This window comes from Pseudomonas sp. G11-1 (assembly GCF_024031555.1).
Classification (GTDB): domain Bacteria; phylum Pseudomonadota; class Gammaproteobacteria; order Pseudomonadales; family Pseudomonadaceae; genus Halopseudomonas; species Halopseudomonas bauzanensis.
The window spans coordinates 61,503-79,675 of sequence record NZ_QEYQ01000003.1 but is presented as its reverse complement, the minus strand read 5'-3'; the positions used below and the strand labels follow the sequence as shown (position 1 = coordinate 79,675).

At 62.8% G+C, this 18,173-nt stretch carries 15 protein-coding genes; 8 read left to right on the top strand and 7 right to left on the bottom strand.

Going from position 1 to position 18,173, the window contains the following annotated elements:
- Positions 1-2: 2 nt before the first annotated feature.
- From pyrR to gshB, 5 genes are all read right to left on the bottom strand, one after another.
- A complete protein-coding gene (pyrR, locus tag DHB74_RS10615) occupies positions 3-515 on the bottom strand; it encodes a bifunctional pyr operon transcriptional regulator/uracil phosphoribosyltransferase PyrR (protein WP_499161422.1) in 513 nt (170 codons plus the stop codon).
- Positions 512-952: a Holliday junction resolvase RuvX gene (ruvX, locus tag DHB74_RS10610; RefSeq protein ID WP_036991393.1), complete on the bottom strand. Its 441-nt coding sequence runs from the start codon at positions 950-952 to the stop codon at positions 512-514. Before ruvX ends, pyrR begins: the two co-directional genes overlap by 4 nt.
- A complete protein-coding gene (locus DHB74_RS10605; RefSeq protein ID WP_036991392.1) occupies positions 952-1,521 on the bottom strand; it encodes a YqgE/AlgH family protein in 570 nt (189 codons plus the stop codon). Before DHB74_RS10605 ends, ruvX begins: the two co-directional genes overlap by 1 nt.
- A gap of 82 nt (positions 1,522-1,603) precedes the next feature.
- Positions 1,604-2,509, bottom strand: coding sequence for an energy transducer TonB (locus DHB74_RS10600; RefSeq protein WP_499161421.1), 906 nt, complete (start codon positions 2,507-2,509; stop codon positions 1,604-1,606).
- Between the two features lie 63 nt (positions 2,510-2,572).
- Positions 2,573-3,535 carry a glutathione synthase gene (gene gshB / locus DHB74_RS10595; protein ID WP_499161420.1) on the bottom strand — a complete coding sequence of 321 codons (963 nt, stop codon included), beginning with the start codon at positions 3,533-3,535 and terminating at the stop codon, positions 2,573-2,575.
- 211 nt (positions 3,536-3,746) lie between these two features.
- Between gshB and pilG the strand changes: the two genes are divergently transcribed.
- From pilG to DHB74_RS10555, 8 genes are all read left to right on the top strand, one after another.
- A complete protein-coding gene (gene pilG, locus DHB74_RS10590) occupies positions 3,747-4,163 on the top strand; it encodes a twitching motility response regulator PilG (RefSeq protein WP_036992025.1) in 417 nt (138 codons plus the stop codon).
- 37 nt (positions 4,164-4,200) lie between these two features.
- Positions 4,201-4,566, top strand: a complete 366-nt coding sequence (gene pilH, locus DHB74_RS10585; protein WP_036991389.1) for a twitching motility response regulator PilH — start codon at positions 4,201-4,203, stop codon at positions 4,564-4,566.
- 38 nt (positions 4,567-4,604) lie between these two features.
- Complete coding sequence (locus DHB74_RS10580) at positions 4,605-5,141, top strand: chemotaxis protein CheW (protein ID WP_499161419.1); 537 nt, start codon at positions 4,605-4,607, stop codon at positions 5,139-5,141.
- 80 nt (positions 5,142-5,221) lie between these two features.
- On the top strand, positions 5,222-7,258 hold the full coding sequence (locus DHB74_RS10575; protein WP_136868475.1) for a methyl-accepting chemotaxis protein: 2,037 nt from the start codon (positions 5,222-5,224) through the stop codon (positions 7,256-7,258).
- Positions 7,259-7,311: 53 nt separating this feature from the next.
- Positions 7,312-8,193: a CheR family methyltransferase gene (locus DHB74_RS10570; protein WP_499161418.1), complete on the top strand. Its 882-nt coding sequence runs from the start codon at positions 7,312-7,314 to the stop codon at positions 8,191-8,193.
- Between the two features lie 2 nt (positions 8,194-8,195).
- On the top strand, positions 8,196-14,441 hold the full coding sequence (locus DHB74_RS10565) for a hybrid sensor histidine kinase/response regulator (protein ID WP_499161417.1): 6,246 nt from the start codon (positions 8,196-8,198) through the stop codon (positions 14,439-14,441).
- Complete coding sequence (locus DHB74_RS10560) at positions 14,434-15,393, top strand: chemotaxis protein CheB (RefSeq protein ID WP_036992023.1); 960 nt, start codon at positions 14,434-14,436, stop codon at positions 15,391-15,393. The genes DHB74_RS10565 and DHB74_RS10560 overlap by 8 nt, the downstream gene beginning before the upstream one ends.
- 30 nt (positions 15,394-15,423) lie before the next feature.
- Positions 15,424-15,894, top strand: coding sequence for a chemotaxis protein CheW (locus tag DHB74_RS10555; RefSeq protein WP_499161416.1), 471 nt, complete (start codon positions 15,424-15,426; stop codon positions 15,892-15,894).
- Positions 15,895-16,081: 187 nt separating this feature from the next.
- Here the strand turns inward: DHB74_RS10555 and DHB74_RS10550 are convergent, their stop codons facing one another.
- A complete protein-coding gene (locus tag DHB74_RS10550) occupies positions 16,082-17,392 on the bottom strand; it encodes an ATP-binding protein (protein ID WP_280165042.1) in 1,311 nt (436 codons plus the stop codon).
- Positions 17,389-18,111, bottom strand: a complete 723-nt coding sequence (ompR, locus tag DHB74_RS10545) for an osmolarity response regulator transcription factor OmpR (protein WP_036991374.1) — start codon at positions 18,109-18,111, stop codon at positions 17,389-17,391. Before ompR ends, DHB74_RS10550 begins: the two co-directional genes overlap by 4 nt.
- Positions 18,112-18,173: the final 62 nt, after the last annotated feature.

Genomic DNA, 18,173 nt, shown 5'->3' with positions numbered 1-18,173 from the left:
TCTCATGGCTGGGCGACGTTGATCAGGGTCAGGTGCAGTGGGTCCGGGCCGGCTAATTTTACCCGCTGCCCAGGCGGCAGGGCCAGGCTGGCACCGAGAATGTCGGCACGGATCGGCAACTGGCGCGCTTCTATATCCACTAGTGTGACCAGCGTCACGGATGCCGGCCGGCCATAATCGAACAGTTCGTTGAGCGCGGCGCGGATGGTGCGGCCGGTCATCAGCACGTCGTCCACCAGCACCAGATGGCGATCATCCACGCTGAACGGCAGTTCCGAGGGGCGCACACCCTGTTGCAGGCCGATCTGGGCAAAATCATCCCGATAGAAGGCGATATCCAGCGTACCCAGGGGCGCGTTCGGCAACCATTGATCGCGCAACTGCTCCGCGATCCAGACGCCACCGGTATGGATGCCGACAATGGCGGGGTCGGTTCGCTGGGTGCGGTCCAGCCAGGCGGTCAGTTCCTGTCCCATGCGTTGCAGCAATGGGCCGACTTCAGGCAATGCAGTCATTCTTTCTCCTTTTGGCCTGCCAGCCAGGTTTCCAGTAATAGGGCGGCGGCCAGGCTGTCGACCGGGTTGTCCCGGTAGCTGGCCGGTGCACCGCGTCCGCTGTCCCGCAGGGTTTGTTTGGCTTCGAAGGTGGACAGGCGCTCGTCCACGCAATGCACCGGCAGCTGGAAGCGGCCATGCAGGCGGCGGGCAAATTTCTCCGCACGGGCGCTCATCTCGCTGGGGCTGCCGTCCATGTTCAGCGGCAGGCCGACGATCAGTGCATCGGGTTGCCACTCCTTGAGCAGCGTGCCGATCTGGTCCCAGTCGGGAATGCCATCGCGGGCGCGCAGTTCCTTGAGTGGGTTGGCATGGCCGGTGAGAGTCTGGCCGACCGCGACGCCGATCTGGCGGGTGCCGTAGTCGAAACCGAGCACGCGTTGCAGGGACGCCCCCATCAGGCGTGCCCTGCCTGACTGGTGAGCAGACTGAGATCGATCCCCAGATGGCGAGCGGCAGCATCCAGGCGCTGTTCGGCTGCCAGCTCGAAGAGAATCTGGTAATCGGCGGGGCAGCTCAGCCAGACGTTGTCGGCCAGTTCCTGGTCCAGCTGGCCGGCTTCCCAGCCGGTATAGCCCAGGGCGACGAAGATATCCTCGGGGCCGCTGCCGCTGCTCATGTCCAGGAGAATATCCCGCGAGGTGGTCAGCTGCAGTGGGCCGAGATCCAGGCTCGACTCCCATTGCTGTGGGCCGCGATGCAATACGAAGCCGCGCTCGGATTGTACCGGGCCGCCGTTGAACACCACCCGATCGCTGACGGTCCGGGGCACGCTCAGCTCAGGTGCGGTCTGCTCCAGCACATCACCGAGATTCAGGCCGCTGGGCTGGTTGATCACCAGGCCCATGGCACCGTCCTCGTTGTGCTCGCACAGGTAGATCACGGTGTGAGCGAAACGCGGATCGTCCATGTGCGGCATGGCGATCAGGAAGTGATGTTTGAGATAGGTAGGTAAGGTCTGGGTCATGCGCCATAGTATTGGGCGCGCGGGCGGGAAGGGCAAGAGCATGACGCGGTGAAGTTGTACGCATCATGCCCGTCCCGCTGGTTCAGAAACTGGAAATCCGGTCGCCCGGTTCGAAGCGCCAGGTGCGGATGATCTCCAGTACGTCGACGTCCATCAGCTCGCCGGTGAAGGGGGCGTAAGGGGCGGCCAGCCGGACGATGCGCATGGCGGCATTGTCCAGCACCGCATGGCCGGATGATTCGAGAATCTGCACATCTCGCAACGAGCCGTCACGATTGATCGCCACCAGCAGCCGCAGGTTGCCATAGATGCCCTGGCTGCGGGCTTCGGCGGGGTAATTCTGGTTGCCGATACGCTCTACCTTGCGGCGCCAGGCATCCTTGTAATAGGCGCCCTTGTCGCGCATGGTGGAAGCCGCATTGATCCGGTGCACCCGTGGCCGCTTGGCATACAGCTGGCGCTCTTCGGCCAGCTGCGCTTCGAGACTGCTGATTTCCTCCGACAGGCGGGACATGTCGAAGCGCTGCATGGTCTGCGGCGCCTCCACCGGATCGGGTTTGGGAGGCGTGCGCACGGCCTTGTCCGTTGCGGGCGCGGTGGTGGTCACGACTTTCTCCGGCGCGCTGGGCGCAGGGGGCGGCGCGGCTGGTTCGGCTGGTGATACCTGATTGATCTCGCTGTCCTGGAATACCGCTTCTTCCGGTGTGCTGGGTGCGGCCTTGTCATCCAGCGTGCCGCTGCCTTCCTGATCGAATTGCGCCAGGTAATCGGCATCCTCTGGCGTGGTCTCGCTCGGCTGACTGGCCAGGGTAATTTCCAGCGTGCGGGACAGTTTGCTCGGGTCGGGCAGGTCGAAGGTGATGCCGAGGACGATCAGCGCGTGCAACACGGCCGCCAGGAACAGGGTGAAGCCGAGACGGTCTCGGGGCTCGATGGCCGGCTGGGCAGCCGGTCGAGTGGTTGAAGGCGGCATCGCTGCTGTGTTCATGCTATCCATAGCCTGACGAGGGGGCATACTGCTGCGCAGTCTGCCCCTGTGATGAGAAAAAGTCTACGCACTGCGCCGCGCTTCGAGCTGCTGGTCGATGATGTCCATCAACTTGCCGCCGATATCCGTATCGTAGGCTGCATCGATTTCGCGGATGCAGGTGGGGCTGGTCACGTTGATTTCCGTAAGGTAATCACCGATCACATCCAGGCCGACGAACAGCAGCCCGCGACGGCGCAATTCGGGACCGACTTCGGCGGCGATCCAGCGGTCCCGTTCGCTCAGCGGACGGGCTTCGCCACGGCCGCCGGCGGCCAGGTTGCCGCGGGTCTCGCCGGCCTGGGGAATGCGCGCCAGACAATAAGGTACCGGTTCGCCATTGAGCATCAGGATGCGCTTGTCGCCATCCTTGATTTCCGGCAGGTAGCGCTGGGCCATGATCTGCTGCTGCCCATGCTCGGTCAGCGTCTCGATGATGACGCTGATGTTGGGGTCGTCCTGACGCACGCGGAAGATCATCGAGCCCCCCATGCCGTCCAGCGGCTTGAGAATGACATCCTTGTGCTCGGTGATGAAGGCGCGCAGCACATCGGCCCGGCGCGATACGGTGTTGGGCGGGCAGCATTGCGGGAATTGGGTGGCGAACAGTTTCTCGTTGCAGTCGCGCAGGCTGGCGGGGCGGTTCACCACCAGCACGCCGGCCCGTTCAGCGGCCTCGAGGATATGCGTGGCATAGAGGAACTCATTATCGAAAGGCGGATCCTTGCGCATCAGGATCACGTCGAGTTCGGCCAATGGTGCCTGACGCATATCACCGAGCTGATACCAGTGCTGCGGATCAGCGAAGACCTCCAGTGGACGGCTGCAGCCCATGGCCTGGCCATCCTGCAGATACAGATCCTGGGGCTCCATATAATGCAAGTTCCAGCCACGCTGCTGGGCGGCCAGAAGCATGGCCAGGGAACTGTCCTTCTTGTAATGGATCGCGCTGATCGGATCCATGACGATGCCAATGTCGATGCTCATGTTTGGAGGGTCGCTGTCATGATGGGGAAGTAGCCGCAGTGTACCCTTTGCTCCGGCAGCGATGAAAGTCACCGCATGTCTCATCTTCGAGAAGGGTTTATGGATTGCCCGGGAAATCTATGTTAAAAGTAGCCGCAAATGGAATTGGCCGGTCTCCGCCGGGAACCAGACCACCTTGCAGTTGACCGACGTTTATACAAGGGCTGTGTTTATGGATGAAAATTTCGAGAGCCTGAAAGTCATGGTGATTGATGACAGCAAGACCATTCGGCGCACTGCGGAAACGCTGCTGAAAAAGGTTGGATGTAACGTCATTACCGCTGTTGACGGCTTTGATGCCCTGGCCAAGATCGCTGACAATCACCCCGATATCATCTTTGTCGACATCATGATGCCCCGTCTTGATGGCTATCAGACCTGCGCGTTGATCAAGAACAATTCGGCGTTCCGCTCCACCCCGGTGATCATGCTGTCCAGCAAGGACGGGCTGTTTGACAAGGCCAAGGGGCGTATCGTCGGCTCCGATCAATATCTGACCAAGCCATTCAGCAAGGAAGAACTGCTGGGCGCCATCCGGGCGCACGTTCCGCAGTCGGAAACCAAAGTGGCCGGATCCGCGGGGGCCTGAGCTCTCGACGGCCCAATTTGACTATCCAGGGGGATAAATGGCTCGCATTCTAGTAGTGGACGATTCGCCGACCGAGTTGTACAAGCTCACCGGCATGTTGGAGAAACACGGCTTCGAGGTACTCAAGGCGGAAAACGGCGCCGATGGCGTAGCGCTGGCCCGTCAGGAGAAACCCGATGCGGTATTGATGGACATCGTCATGCCCGGCCTCAACGGCTTCCAGGCCACCCGTCAACTGACCAAGGATCCGGAGACCACTGGTATTCCAGTGATCATCGTGACCACCAAGGATCAGGAAACCGACCGGGTCTGGGGCAAGCGCCAGGGCGCCAGGGACTATCTAACCAAGCCGGTGGAGGAAGCCACCTTGGTGCAGACGTTGAAGGCAGTACTCGAGGCCTGACGACGCCGCGCGGCACGGCACATGACAACAGGGACGGTATGTCAGACACAACACATCCTTTCGATCTTCTGCTGCAGCTGGCGGCCCATTGCCGTCGGCAGGCTGCCGGCTTGCCGGCGCAGCAGGCGGTGGCCGAAACCTGGAGTGGCATCGGCTTCCGACTGGCCGGCCAGCCGATGGTCGCGGCCATGGGCGAGGTCAGCGAGATCCTTCATGAGCCGCGCTACACCGCGCTGCCCCGGGTCAAGTCCTGGGTGCGGGGCGTAGCCAACGTGCGCGGTCGGCTGTTGCCGATCATCGACCTGAGTCACTTTCTCGGCGCGTCGTCCAACATCCCGCGTAAACAACGCCGGGTGCTGGTAGTCGACCGCGACGAGCTGTTTGTCGGCCTGTTGGTCGATGAATTGTTCGGCATGCAGCATTTTCCAGTAAGCAGCTTTACCACCACGGTGCCGGCCCTCGCTGAGGAGCTCCGGCCCTTTGTGGTGGGCGCCTATACCGGGGAGCAGGTATCGCTGATATTCAATTTCCGAGCATTGGCGCGCGACCAGGCGTTTCTCGATGTGGCGATCTGATCGTGGGAGGGGCGTGCCGGTTCCCGGCATGCAATTCAGGACTCTAAGAAGCACGCGGTAGGCCAGGTAGGGGCCAGAAAATGAAAAAGCTTGATACCAATATACTGTCGACCTTGCGCAGCAATCGGACGATCAGTGGCCTGTTTGCCGCGCTGATCCTGTCATTGATCCTGCTGTTCATCAACTTCCTGTATCTGAACGTCCAGAGTTCATACGATACGGAATACATCGGTCACTCCGGCGAGCTGCGGGTACTGTCCCAGCAGATCTCCAAATCGGCGACCGAAGCGGCCACCGGTACGCCGGAGGCCTTCGGCCTGCTGCTGGAGGCGCGCAACGACTTCGAGGAGCGCTGGAGTTATCTGACCGACGGGCGCGAGGAAACCGGCCTGCCGCCGACTCCCTCATCCTTGCAGGAACCGCTGGCGCGGGCCCAGGCCGACTGGGACAAGGTGAAGAGCAACGCCGACGCCATCCTCAACAGCCAGAACACGGTTCTGTCGCTGCATGAGGTAGCCGCGACATTGTCCGACACGGTGCCGCAGCTGCAGATCGAATATGAAGACGTCGTGGATGTGCTGATCGAAAGCGGCGCGTCTCCCGCGCAGGTCTCCATCGCTCAGCGTCAGTCGCTGCTTGCCGAACGTATTCTCGGCTCGGTGAACCGGGTATTGACCGGTGACGCCGATGCGGTACTGGCAGCGGACAGTTTTGGCCGTGACGCCAGCCTGTTCGGTCGCGTCCTGCAGGGCATGCTGGAGGGCAACGAGATCATGGACATCAGTCGGGTAACCGATCCCGATGCCGTGAGCCGACTCACCGAAATTGCCGACCTGTTCAGTTTCGTTTCGGATTCGGTGGATCAGATCCTGCTTACTTCTCCTGAGCTGTATCAGGTACGTACCGCCGCGAACGATATCTTCACCGATTCCCAGGTACTGCTGGATAACGTGTCGGATCTGTCCGCCGGCTTTGAGCAGCGCAGTGATTCCCGTTGGTTGAACACCCTGCTGGGTTACCTGCTGGCCATCGTCGCGTTGGGTAGTATTCTGCTGATCGGTGTGCAGATGACCCGCGAGACCCGCCAGCGCCTGGCCGAAACCGCGGCCACCAACGAGCGTAACCAGGCGGCGATTCTGCGTCTGCTCGACGAGATCGCTGACCTGGCCGATGGTGACCTGACCGCCGAGGCGACGGTAACCGAAGATTTCACCGGGGCTATCGCTGACTCCATCAACTTCTCCATTGACCAGCTTCGCGCGCTGGTGGAAACCATCAACCACACGGCCTCCCAGGTGGCCATGGCGGCCCAGGAAACCCAGGGCACGGCGATGCATCTGGCCGAAGCCTCTGAACACCAGGCTCAGGAAATAGCCGGTGCCTCGGCGGCGGTCAACGAGATGGCGGTATCCATCGACCAGGTATCGGCCAACGCTGCAGAATCGGCGGCGGTAGCGGAGCGCTCGGTAGCCATTGCCAACAAGGGCAACGAAGTGGTGCAGAGCACCATTTCCGGTATGGATATCATCCGTGAGCAGATCCAGGACACTTCCAAGCGAATCAAGCGCCTGGGTGAATCGTCCCAGGAAATCGGTGACATCGTCAGCCTGATCAACGACATCGCCGACCAGACCAACATCCTGGCCTTGAACGCGGCGATCCAGGCTTCCATGGCCGGGGATGCCGGACGTGGCTTCGCGGTGGTAGCCGACGAAGTACAGCGCCTGGCGGAACGCTCCTCGGGTGCTACCAAGCAGATCGAAGCGCTGGTGAAGACCATTCAGACCGATACCAACGAAGCGGTTATCTCCATGGAGCAGACTACTGCCGAAGTGGTCAGTGGTGCGCGTTTGACCCAGGATGCCGGTGTCGCTCTGGAGGAGATCGAGAAGGTATCCACCAGTCTGGCGGCATTGATCCAGAACATCTCCAACGCCGCCCGACAGCAGGCTTCCTCGGCGGGCCACATCTCCAACACGATGAACGTCATCCAGGAGATCACCTCGCAGACCTCGGCAGGTACTACCGCCACCGCCCGCAGCATTGGTGAACTGGCCCAGTTGGCCGAAAGCATGCGGCAGTCGGTGGATGGTTTCACCTTGCCCGAGCAGGCCTGAGGGCAAGCGGCGGCTGCGGCCGCCGCGGATAATGGCACAGCGGGAGTCGCACAGTGCAGACAACGCCACACTGGTCATTGGAGCAGTTGCCAGACATGGATGGAGTGCAGTTCCGCCAGTGGCAGGCTTTGCTGGAGACGCGTACCGGCGTTTGCGTCAGCGAGCAGCGCCGGGCGTATCTGCAGACCAGTCTCGGTGCGCGCATGCGTGAACTGGGCATCCGCGACTATCAGGCCTATTACGACCACGTCACCCGGGGCATCAGTGGGGCACTGGAATGGTCGGCCCTGGTCGAATGGCTGACCGTACGTGAGACCAGCTTCATGCGCCACCGCGCATCCTTCGACTGCGTGGCACGGTTTCTCGACCAGCGCCGGGCAGCGGATGATCAGCGGCCTGCGCAGTTCTGGAGTGTCGGTTGCGCCAGCGGCGAGGAAGCCTATTCTCTGGCTATCATCATGGAGCAGAGCCTGGCGGCGAACGGTCATGAACGGCGCGACTACGGCGTGTGGGCAACGGATATCAGCCAGCACGCGCTGGATCAAGCCCGCGCCGGTTGCTATTCGGCCCGCCGATTGGGCGGCCTGACCGATGCCGAACGCGGGCAATGGTTTGAACAACTACAGGATGGACAGTATCGAGTGACGCCGGCGCTGCGTGATCGAGTGTGCTTCACTCGACTGAACATCCTGGAACTGGCCCAGGCCCCGATCCGGGACCTGGATATCATTTTCTGCCAGAACTTGCTCATCTACTTCCGGCGCTGGCGCCGTCGAGACCTGCTCAACCAGCTGGCAACGCGGTTGGCGCCGGGCGGCATGCTGGTGATCGGGCCGGGTGAAATAATGGACTGGAATAATCCCCTGCTGGAGCGCGTACCCGATGAGCGGGTACAGGCTTACCGGCGGCGGAACAGCATGGAATGTCTGGAGTGACTATGGGTGATCGGCATGATTATGTCGCCCTCGACTGGGTCAAAGGCGAAATTTCCGAGACGCTGAATCAAGCGCGTCAGGCCCTGGAAGCCTTTGTAGATAACCCCGAGGATACGACGCGCCTGCGTTTTTGCCTGACCTATATCCACCAGGTTCATGGCACCTTGCAGATGGTGGAATTCTACGGCGCAGCCCTGCTGGCCGAGGAGATGGAAAAGCTTGCCCAGGCGCTGATGCATGGCACCAGCCATCGGGAAAACGAGGCGCTGGAAGTGCTGATGCAGGCGATCCTGCAGATGCCAGCCTACCTCGACCGAGTGCAGAGTGGTCGGCGTGACCTGCCGCTGCTGTTGCTGCCGCTGCTCAACGACATGCGCACCGCGCGGGGCGAAAAGCTGTTGTCGGAAAATGCCCTGTTCAGCCCTGACCTCGCCGCTGGCAGGTCAGCCGGGGCAGCCCAGCAGGTCGATTTCACCAGCGAGCAGGTGACCCTGCAGTTGCGCAAGCTGCGCCAGGCCATGCAGATCGCCCATGCGGCAATCATTCGTGAACAGAACGTACCGGCCAGCGCCCACCAACTGGTTCGGGTCTTCGGCCGTCTGGAGAACCTTTTCCAGGGCACCGGTTTCGCCGAGCTGTGGAGTATTTTCGCTGGCGTGGCGGAAGGGCTGGAGACGGGTTCGATCGACAATGGCGCCGCTATTCGCCAACTCCTGCGCCAGGCTGACCGCGAGCTGCGTCAACTGCTGGACGATAGCGCCAGCATCGCCGACCGCGCGCCAGCTCCGGAATTGCTGCGCAACCTGCTGTTCTATGTGGCCAAGAGTAACGGCGATAGCCCACGACTGACTGCGCTGAGACAGCAATACCAGTTGCAGTCGCTGTGGCGCGAAGATGATCAGGCAGCAGCCAGCGACAACCGCATGGTCGGGCCGGACCGCGGCACCATGCATTCGGTTGCCCAGGCGCTGGATGAGGAGCTGTTGCAGGTCAAGGAGCGTCTGGATCTGTTCGTGCGCAGTACCGAGCGCGCGCCCCAACTGCTCGAAGAGTTGTTGCCGGCGATGAAACGTATTGCCGACACCCTGGCGGTGCTGGGCCTTGGCCAGCCGCGGCGCGTGCTACAGGAGCAGGTCGAGCGGGTCGAGATCCTGAGCCGCGCCGATTCCGCACCGAGTGATGCGCAATTGATGGAAGTTGCCGGCGGCGTGCTCTATGTGGAAGCCAGCCTGCATGGCATCTTCGCCATGGATCGCACTCCGACCGAGCCCGAGGAAGATGATCGCCAGAGCCGGCAACTGGCCGGCGCCCAGGAAATGTTCCTGGTGCAGCAACAGGTGGTGCTGGAGGCGCGCAATGCGCTGGAACAGACCCGAGATGCGATCAATGCCTTTATCGCCGGGCAGTGGGATCATGCCCAGCTGGAGCCGGTGGATGACCTGCTCAACAGTGTGCGCGGCGGGCTGGCCATGTTGCCCCTGGAGCGTGCCGCCGGCGCGGTTGCCGCCTGCCGGCTGTACCTGAGTCAGCAGTTGGTGCGCGAGCGCAAGGTGCCCGACTGGGAAGCGCTGGATGCGCTGGCCGATGTCATCACCAGCATCGACTACTACTTGGAGCGGGTGGCTGAGGATAATACCGACCGCGGCGATAGCATCCTTGCGGTCGCCGAGGAGCGTCTGGCATCGCTTGGCTATGGCCCGGAGCAACTGGCGGCGCTGGACTGCGCAGCGGAAACGCCGCCCGAGCCCGTTGCCCCGGTCGTACCTGTTACGCCAGCCGTGGCGGCGTCCGAAGACGATGATGAGCTGGATCCCGAGCTCATGGAGATCTTCATCGAGGAAGTCGGCGAAGTGCTCGACAGCTTCGATGAGTACCTGCCCGCCTGGCAGGCGGACACGCAGGACAAGGCGGCCCGCACCGAGGTGCGGCGCGGCTTCCATACCCTCAAGGGTAGCGGTCGTATGGTGCGTGCCGGGATCCTGGCCGAGCTGGCCTGGTCGGTCGAGAATATGCTCAACCGGGTCATCGATGGCAACGTCGAGGCCAGCCCGGCGGTCTTCACGGTGGTCAATGCGGTACGCGCGCTGATCCCGACCCTGCTGGATGATTTTGCCGCTGGCCATCAGCGCACCCTGCCGGAGGTCGAGCAGTTGGCGGCACAGGCTGATGCCCTGTCCCGTGGCGAACCGCTGCCCGTACTGGAAGACCAGACCGAATCCTGCAGCCTGCCGACTGCCGAACGGGAGATCTTGTCTACCGATGCAGAGTTGGAGCCGGCCGAGGCCGCCGAGTCGACGGATGCCTTCCCGCAGATAGAAGAGCTGGAGCTGACCGCGCTGGATGACATTGATGACGTCGCTCCGTCGTCGCCGACAGAATCAGGCGAGCCGGCAGAAGAGTGGGCTGCCGAACCAGTTGCTGAAATCGAGGCGGAATTCGAATCTGAAACAATCGCAGCCGAGCTGGCAACTGATGTCCAGTCCGAGGTCGAGCAAGCCGACGTCGAGTCTGCGGATATGGCAGCGCTGCTGGAGCCGTCTGGCTCTGATTATTCGGTGGATGCTGAACCGAGCGAACCGACTGATGGGCCAATCACCATTGAGCCGGAGGTCGACCAGCCGACTAGTGAGCTGGCAGATACGGCAGAGCTGGACCCGCTACTGCTGAAGATCTTCCGCGCCGAGACCCAGGCCCATATCGAGCAGATCAACGGCTTCCTCGACAAGAGCGAACAGCAACTGCCGTGTCCGCTCAGCGACAGCCTGCAACGTGCGCTGCATACTCTCAAGGGCAGCGCGCACATGGCCGGTATCCAGCCGATCGCGGTGCTGGCGACGCCACTGGAAAAACTGACCAAGGATTTCAAGGGCAACCTGATTCCGGCCGACCAGGCGGTGATCGAGCTGCTGCGCGACGCCGTGAATATGCTCGAAGCCTGGCTGGACCGGGCGGATGCCGCCTCGGTCGAACCGGTTACTGGCACCGATGCCTTCCTGCAGCGGCTGGACGCCATCTACCGCGATGGCATGGAGCGACGCGACAACAGCCGGGCCGATCTGGATGGGCCATCCGATGCCAGTCTGTTGTCGATCTTCCTCACCGAGGGCGTCGACTTGCTGCTGGATGCGGTGGATGAACTGGCGCATTGGCCGCCGGTTGCCGTCATCGACCATACCGGCCTGGCCCGTGCTCTGCGGGCATTGGCCGAGGTCGCGGTGGAAGTCGAATTACCGGCGATCGACGAGCTTTGTCAGGGCCTGGAAGATGTCCACGAAGCGCTGATTGGTCAGCGCCTGCCCTTCACCGCCGAGGTAGCGGCATGTCTGGCCAGCGGCCATGATCGGTTGATCGGCATGATGGACCAGGTTGCGGCGCACCAGCATGTGCAGCCGGCTGCTGATGAGCTGGCAGCCTTGCAGGCGCTGTTCCAGATCAGCCCGCCCAGCATGGACGAAGTGTCCGCGCTCGACGGCAGTATCGCCCAGGGTGCAGCAGACACCTGGCATCCGGCGGAGGCCGGTACCGACGCCGAATTGGTAGACATCTTCCTCGATGAAGCCCAGGAAATTCTGGATACATCCGCAGCCAGCCTGCAGTTCTGGCTGGCTGAACCCGATAACGAAGCCCCCCTGCATGCCCTGTTGCGGGATCTGCATACGCTCAAGGGTGGCGCGCGGATGGCTGAAATCCGCCCGGTGGGTGATCTCGCCCACGAGCTGGAATTTGTCTATGAAGGCTTGGTAGCGCAGCGCTTCAGCCTGATCGACGGCTTGCCGGAGCTGTTGCTGGCCTGCCAGGACAGCTTGACCGACATGGTCGAAGGCGTAGTGGCGGGGCGGCCAATCAGTGACGGCATGCGGTTGGTCCGGGCGATTCGCGATTTCCGTGCCCAGCCGGATCAACCGCCGCAGTGGGCTGACGTGGCTGATGCCCCGGTGGCCGACGCAACACCACCGCAGCCCGCTACCCCATCGGCGGAAGCAGGCATGCTCGGCATGTTCATCGAAGAGGCGCTGGAGTTGCTGCAGCCATGCGCTGATCTGCTGGCGCGCCGCGACGCCGAACCGGCAGCAGCTGATGAGCTGTTGCACCGCATCCAGACGCTCAAGGGCAGTGCCCGTCTGGCCGGTCGCACCGCCGTGGCGGAGCAGGCGCGCCAGCTGGAAACCGCGCTGCAGCAGGCTACCCTGGCGCCGGCCGACGAGCTGAGCGCAATGCTGGCCGAGCTGCAGACGATGATTGAGCAGTTGGCCGATGGACATCAGGATGCCGGCGAGTGGGTCACGCCCATTATGCCGGCACCGGCGCCGCTGTCGGTCGCGCCGGAGCGGTCATTGGCCGAGGTCCGGGCGCTGTTGCAACAGGCAATGGAAGGCACCCGGGAATCCGCGCAGACCAACAGCCGTGGCGCGGTACAGGAAACCATCAAGGTACCCGCCGGGCTGCTGGAGGATCTGGTCAACCTGGCCGGTGAAACGTCCATTTTCCGCGGCCGCGTCGAGCAACAGGTCAGCGACATCAGCCAGACCCTGAGCGACATGGAAAGCACCATCGAGCGGGTACGTGATCAGCTGCGCCGGTTGGACATGGAGACCCAGGCGCAGATCCTGTCGCGCCACCAGGAAGAAATCGAGCAGGGTTACGAGGACTTCGACCCGCTGGAAATGGACCGCTATTCCCAGCTGCAGCAGTTGTCGCGTTCGCTATTCGAGTCGGCCTCGGACATGCTCGACCTGAAAGAAACCCTGGCCACCCGCAGCCGCGATGCCGAAACCCTGCTGCTGCAGCAGGCGCGGGTCAATACCGAACTGCAGGAAGGTCTCATGCGCACCCGCATGGTGCCCTTCGAGCGGTTGTTGCCACGCCTGCGTCGGGTGGTGCGCCAGGTATCTTCGGAGTTGGGCAAGCAGGTCAATCTGGCGGTGGGCAGCGCTGAAGGGGAGATGGACCGCAGCGTACTCGAACGCATGATGGGGCCGCTGGAGCATATGCTGCGCAATGCGGTCGACCATGGTATCGAGTTGCCGGCGCTACGCGTGGCCGAAGGCAAGCCAGAGGCGGGTAGTGTCACCCTGGATGTACACCGCGAGGGCAGCGAGATCGTCATCCGTCTCAGCGATGACGGGCGCGGTGTCGATCTGCAGGCGGTGCGGGACAAGGCCATCGAGCGTGGACTGATGGACGCCGATGCGGCACTGACCGACCAGGAAGTGTTGCAGTTTATCCTTGAGGCCGGTTTCAGTACCGCTCAGCAGATCACGCAGATTTCCGGGCGTGGTGTCGGCATGGACGTGGTCAATGCCGAGATCAAGCAGCTGGGTGGCAGCATGACCCTGGCCACCGAGCCCGGCCAGGGCACCAGCTTCAATATCCGCCTGCCGTTCACCGTGTCGGTGAACCGGGCGCTGATGGTGTATTCTGGTGAAGACCTGTATGCCATTCCGCTGAATACCATCGAAGGTATTGTGCGGGTGTCCGGCTATGAGCTGGAAGCCTACTATGCGCCGGATGCGCCGCCCTTCGACTATGCCGGCAAGTCCTATGACCTGCGTTATCTCGGCGACCTGCTGGTCACCGGCCAGCAGCCCAGGCTGAGCGGGCACAGCCTGCCGCTGCCGGTGATTCTGGTGCGCGGTACCGATCACAGCGTGGCGGTGCAGGTCGATGCCCTGGCCGGTTCGCGGGAAATCGTGGTGAAAAGCCTCGGCAAGCAGTTCGCGGTCGTGCCGGGTATTTCCGGCGCGACCATCCTCGGTGATGGCCGGGTCGTGGTGATTCTCGATCTGCTGGCGGTGATCCGTGCCCAGCAGGCCTTGCTTTCGCAGCAGCAACTGGCTGCCGAAAGGGCCGCGGCGGGGGCGACGCCGACCCACCGTGCGACGCTGGTGATGGTGGTGGATGACTCCATCACCGTACGCAAGGTGACTACCCGCCTGCTGGAGCGCCATGGCATGGAGGTGGTGACCGCCAAGGACGGTGTCGACGCCATCGCGCGCCTGCAGGATATCCAACCGGACATCATGCTGCTGGATATCGAAATGCCGCGCATGGACGGTTTTGAAGTGGCCACACTGGTGCGCCATGACGAGCGGCTGAAAGACCTGCCGATTGTCATGATCACCTCGCGTACCGGCGAGAAGCACCGTGAACGGGCGCGCAGCCTGGGTGTGAACGAGTACCTCGGCAAGCCCTATCAGGAAACCCAGCTGCTGGAGGTTATCGACAGCCTGGTTGCGCTGCGTGACTGACGCCCAGGCGCCCACCATCGCGCTGCTGGTCAGCAGTGAGCGTGGGCGCCGGACGTTGGGCCAGGCGGTCCAGGGCTTCGGCTACCAACTGGTCTTCGACACCGCGCCGGAGCGGGTCCAGCTCAGCGAACTGACCGAGGTGGTGGCGGATCTGTGGCTACTGGATATGCCAGACGAATCAGCACTGGCGGATTGGTTACTGGAATCCAGCCCGGTACCGGTGCTGCTTGGCTCGGGGGAGATACCGCCGCCCGAACACGAGGATCATGTCCGCTGGCAGCGCCGGCTGTTACAGAAACTCAGCGCGCTGCTGGGTGACGCGCCGCAGGCACCGCCGGTACGGCTGGTGCCGACGCCGCTGCCCGTCAGCCGTCGCTGCGTATGGCTGCTGGGTGCGTCGCTGGGCGGCCCGGCAGCGGTCAAGCAGTTCCTGGATGTGCTGCCGGCGCAGGCGCCGGTGGCCTTTGTTTACGCGCAACATATCGACGCCGGCTTCGAGTCGCAGTTGCCCCATATACTCGGTCGTCAGAATGCCTGGCGAATCCGCAACTGCACGGAAGGTAGCCAGTTGCAGCATGGTGAGGTGCTGGTAGCGCCGATCGGCCGGATGCTGCATTTTGGTGCAGAAGGCCAGGTGCAACTGCAGGAACAGCCCTGGCCCGGCGCCTATCAGCCGGCGATAGAAACCTTACTCGATGAGCTGGCCAGAACCTTCGCGCCGCACTGCGGGGCGATCATTTTCAGCGGTATGGGTGAGGATGGCGTGGCCGCCTGCGGTCGGCTGCGTCGGCAGGGGATGGAAGTCTGGACGCAGAGCGCGGCCAGTGCCGCCTGCTCAACCATGCCCCAGGCCGTGCGAACAGCCGGCTACAGCAGTCGCGATGGCTCGCCCGACGAGTTGGCCGCCGCCCTGCAACAATGGCTAGAACAGGAACGTGCGGCGGATGCCTGAGGCACGGCGCGCAGTGAGAGGAATAATGCGATGACAGATGCACTGGAAAGCTTGAATGGCCTGATTGTTCCCCTGGCCGGGCAACCGCTGTTGCTGCCCAACGTGGCGGTGGCGGAACTGGTCGGCTATCGCCTGAGCCAGCCGGCGAATGACGGGCCGGCCTGGTTCCTCGGCTGGATACTGTGGCGTGACCAGCGGGTACCGCTGATTGATCCCGAGGTCCTGCTCGGCCAGCCCGCCGCGGAGCCGCCCCAGGCGCCGCGCAGCCTGGTGTTGAATGCGGTGGGTGGGCGTGCGGGTTCGAGTTTTATCGCCATGCGGGTACGTGGTATCCCGCGCTCGAAGAAGATCATCCGTGGGGAAATCGACGCGGCAGGCAGCGCCGATAAGTTCGTCAGCCAGCCGGTGCGACTGGCCGATGAAACGGAAACCCTGCTGATTCCCGACCTGGCGGCTATCGAGCAGGCATTGGCGCAGGCGGATATATTGCCAGCCGAGTAGCGAATGACATCGTTGGGGCTGCCCCTGGTGGGCCCTCTATTGGTCCGCCCATGCCTGTCTGCTGCATGTGTAGCAAAGCCTCTGTCGCCAGGGATGGCGACAGGGAGCCTACAGGGATGTATTCACGGCGTCTTTGCGGAACATGCAGCAGACAGGCATGTTGCACGGACCAAGGCGTCCGCTGCGCTCAGGGCATCTGCACCGGAAACATCAGCCGCGCTTCGGTACCGCCGCCGGCGCGATTGAGCAGTTGCACGCTGATGCCATGGCTGTCGGCGATACGCTTAACGATCGCCAGACCCAGGCCGGTGCCCTTGGTGGAGCGCGCCCGGTCGCCGCGAATGAACGGCGTGAACAGGTCTTCCCCTTCGCTTTGATCGATGCCCGGACCGCGATCCAGCACACTCACCACCACGCAGGGCTGAATGGCGCTCTGCTCCAGATAGCTGCAGACCTCCACCCCGGTGCCGCCATGATTCAGCGCGTTCTCCACCAGGTTGGTCAACAGCCGCTTGATCGACAACCGTCGCAGCGCCAGATCCGGAATCGGATCCAGCCATAGCCGCACCAGATCCTCATTGACGTTGACCGGCGCGACGACCTCGCGAATCAACTCGTTCAGATCGCAGGGCTCAATGGGTTCGGCGCTGCCGTCACGGATATAGGCCATGAACTGATCGAGAATCGCGTCCATGTCTTCAATGTCGCGGATCATCCCGTCGGTCAGTTCGGGTTCGACACCGGACATCAGCTCGGTGGACAGGCGCATGCGGGTCAGCGGAGTGCGCAAGTCATGGGACACCCCGGCCAGCAGCAAAGCGCGGTCATTGTTGGCCTGCTCGACATCCTGAGCCATCTGGTTGAAGGCGCGGTACACCTCGGCAATCTCCGCTGGGCCGCTGGTATCCAGCAGTCGCACGCTGTGGCCCTGGCCGATGCGCTGGGCGGCGCGTTCCAGCACCTTCAGCGGCCGGTTGAGCTGGCGCACGAAAATCCAGGCGGCACCAGTGGAGAGCATGCCGATCAGGCTCAACCAGCTGACCACCAGCCAGATCCGGTGACCGCGCAGTGGATGAGCGTACAGCGGCACTTTCAACCACTGATCGCCGTAGCTCGGCTGATGTACCCAAATCGCCGGCTGGTCCACGGTCTGTACGCGAATCTGGGTACGGTCACCCAGCTCATCACGCAGCTGATTGGTGAACACGCCGGAATAGGGCCAATGGATTTCCCCCGGGGGCACCAGGCTTTCGTGTATCAGCTCCATGCCGGAGAGCGCCTGCATATCGGCCCGGGCCTCGGGGCCACTGGCCCAGTAGGCCTGTACCAGCATGGCGGTACCGTGGCTGTACTGGCGATCGACCAACAGGTCCTCGTTGCTCATCAGGTAGAGCAGGGTGAGGATCTTGGAAAACAGCGTGACCAGCAGTACCAGCAGCAGAGTGCGGGCAAAGAAGCTGCGTGGCAGCAGCGGATGCCAGCCGGGGCCGCCCTTCACTGTTGTTGGCCATCCGGCACGAAGACGTAGCCAACTCCCCAGACTGTCTGGATATAGCGCGGCTTGGAAGGATCGGGTTCGAGCAGACGGCGCAGGCGCGAGATCTGCACATCGATGGAGCGTTCCAGCGCATCCCATTCACGACCGCGGGCCAGTTGCATGAGCTTGTCGCGGGTCAGGGGCACCCGTGGATGGTGCACCAACGCCTTGAGTACGGAGAACTCACCGGATGTCAGCATATGCACTTCATCGCCGCGCTTGAGTTCGCGGGTGGCCAGGCTGAGTACGAAGTCGCCGAAGGTCACTTCGTTGTCATCGGCTGAGGGCGCGCCGGGAATCTGCGGCGCCTGGCGGCGCAGCACCGCCTTGATCCGGGCTACCAGTTCGCGAGGGTTGAAGGGCTTGGGCAGATAATCGTCAGCGCCCATCTCCAGGCCCTGGATGCGGCTGGTTTCATCGCCCTTGGCGGTGAGCATGATGATGGGCGTGGTGGTGCCCCGTTCACGCAGGCGGGCGCAGGCCTTGAGGCCGTCTTCACCAGGCAGCATCAGGTCCAGCACGATCAGCGAAAACAGCTCGCGGTCGAGCAGGCGATCCATCTGCGCGGTATTTTCCACCGCGCGGGCGCGATAGCCTTGCTCGCTGAGAAAACGCTCCAGCAGGCGACGCAGGCCCGCGTCGTCATCCACGATCAGTATTTTTTCGCCTTCATTGCTCATAGGGCCACCACCTTTTTCGAAGAAATGTATTGTCGCTGATGCCAGTTGTCGCGGGAGCTGGC

Coding starts and splice junctions, on each gene's coding strand:
- DHB74_RS10605 (WP_036991392.1), bottom strand. CDS start 1,521: ATGACCCAGACCTTACCTACCTATCTCAAACATCACTTCCTGATCGCC.
- pyrR (WP_499161422.1), bottom strand. CDS start 515: ATGACTGCATTGCCTGAAGTCGGCCCATTGCTGCAACGCATGGGACAG.
- ompR (WP_036991374.1), bottom strand. CDS start 18,111: ATGAGCAATGAAGGCGAAAAAATACTGATCGTGGATGACGACGCGGGC.
- DHB74_RS10575 (WP_136868475.1), top strand. CDS start 5,222: ATGAAAAAGCTTGATACCAATATACTGTCGACCTTGCGCAGCAATCGG.
- pilG (WP_036992025.1), top strand. CDS start 3,747: ATGGATGAAAATTTCGAGAGCCTGAAAGTCATGGTGATTGATGACAGC.
- DHB74_RS10565 (WP_499161417.1), top strand. CDS start 8,196: ATGGGTGATCGGCATGATTATGTCGCCCTCGACTGGGTCAAAGGCGAA.
- gshB (WP_499161420.1), bottom strand. CDS start 3,535: ATGAGCATCGACATTGGCATCGTCATGGATCCGATCAGCGCGATCCAT.
- ruvX (WP_036991393.1), bottom strand. CDS start 952: ATGGGGGCGTCCCTGCAACGCGTGCTCGGTTTCGACTACGGCACCCGC.
- DHB74_RS10555 (WP_499161416.1), top strand. CDS start 15,424: ATGACAGATGCACTGGAAAGCTTGAATGGCCTGATTGTTCCCCTGGCC.
- DHB74_RS10600 (WP_499161421.1), bottom strand. CDS start 2,509: ATGAACACAGCAGCGATGCCGCCTTCAACCACTCGACCGGCTGCCCAG.
- pilH (WP_036991389.1), top strand. CDS start 4,201: ATGGCTCGCATTCTAGTAGTGGACGATTCGCCGACCGAGTTGTACAAG.
- DHB74_RS10580 (WP_499161419.1), top strand. CDS start 4,605: ATGTCAGACACAACACATCCTTTCGATCTTCTGCTGCAGCTGGCGGCC.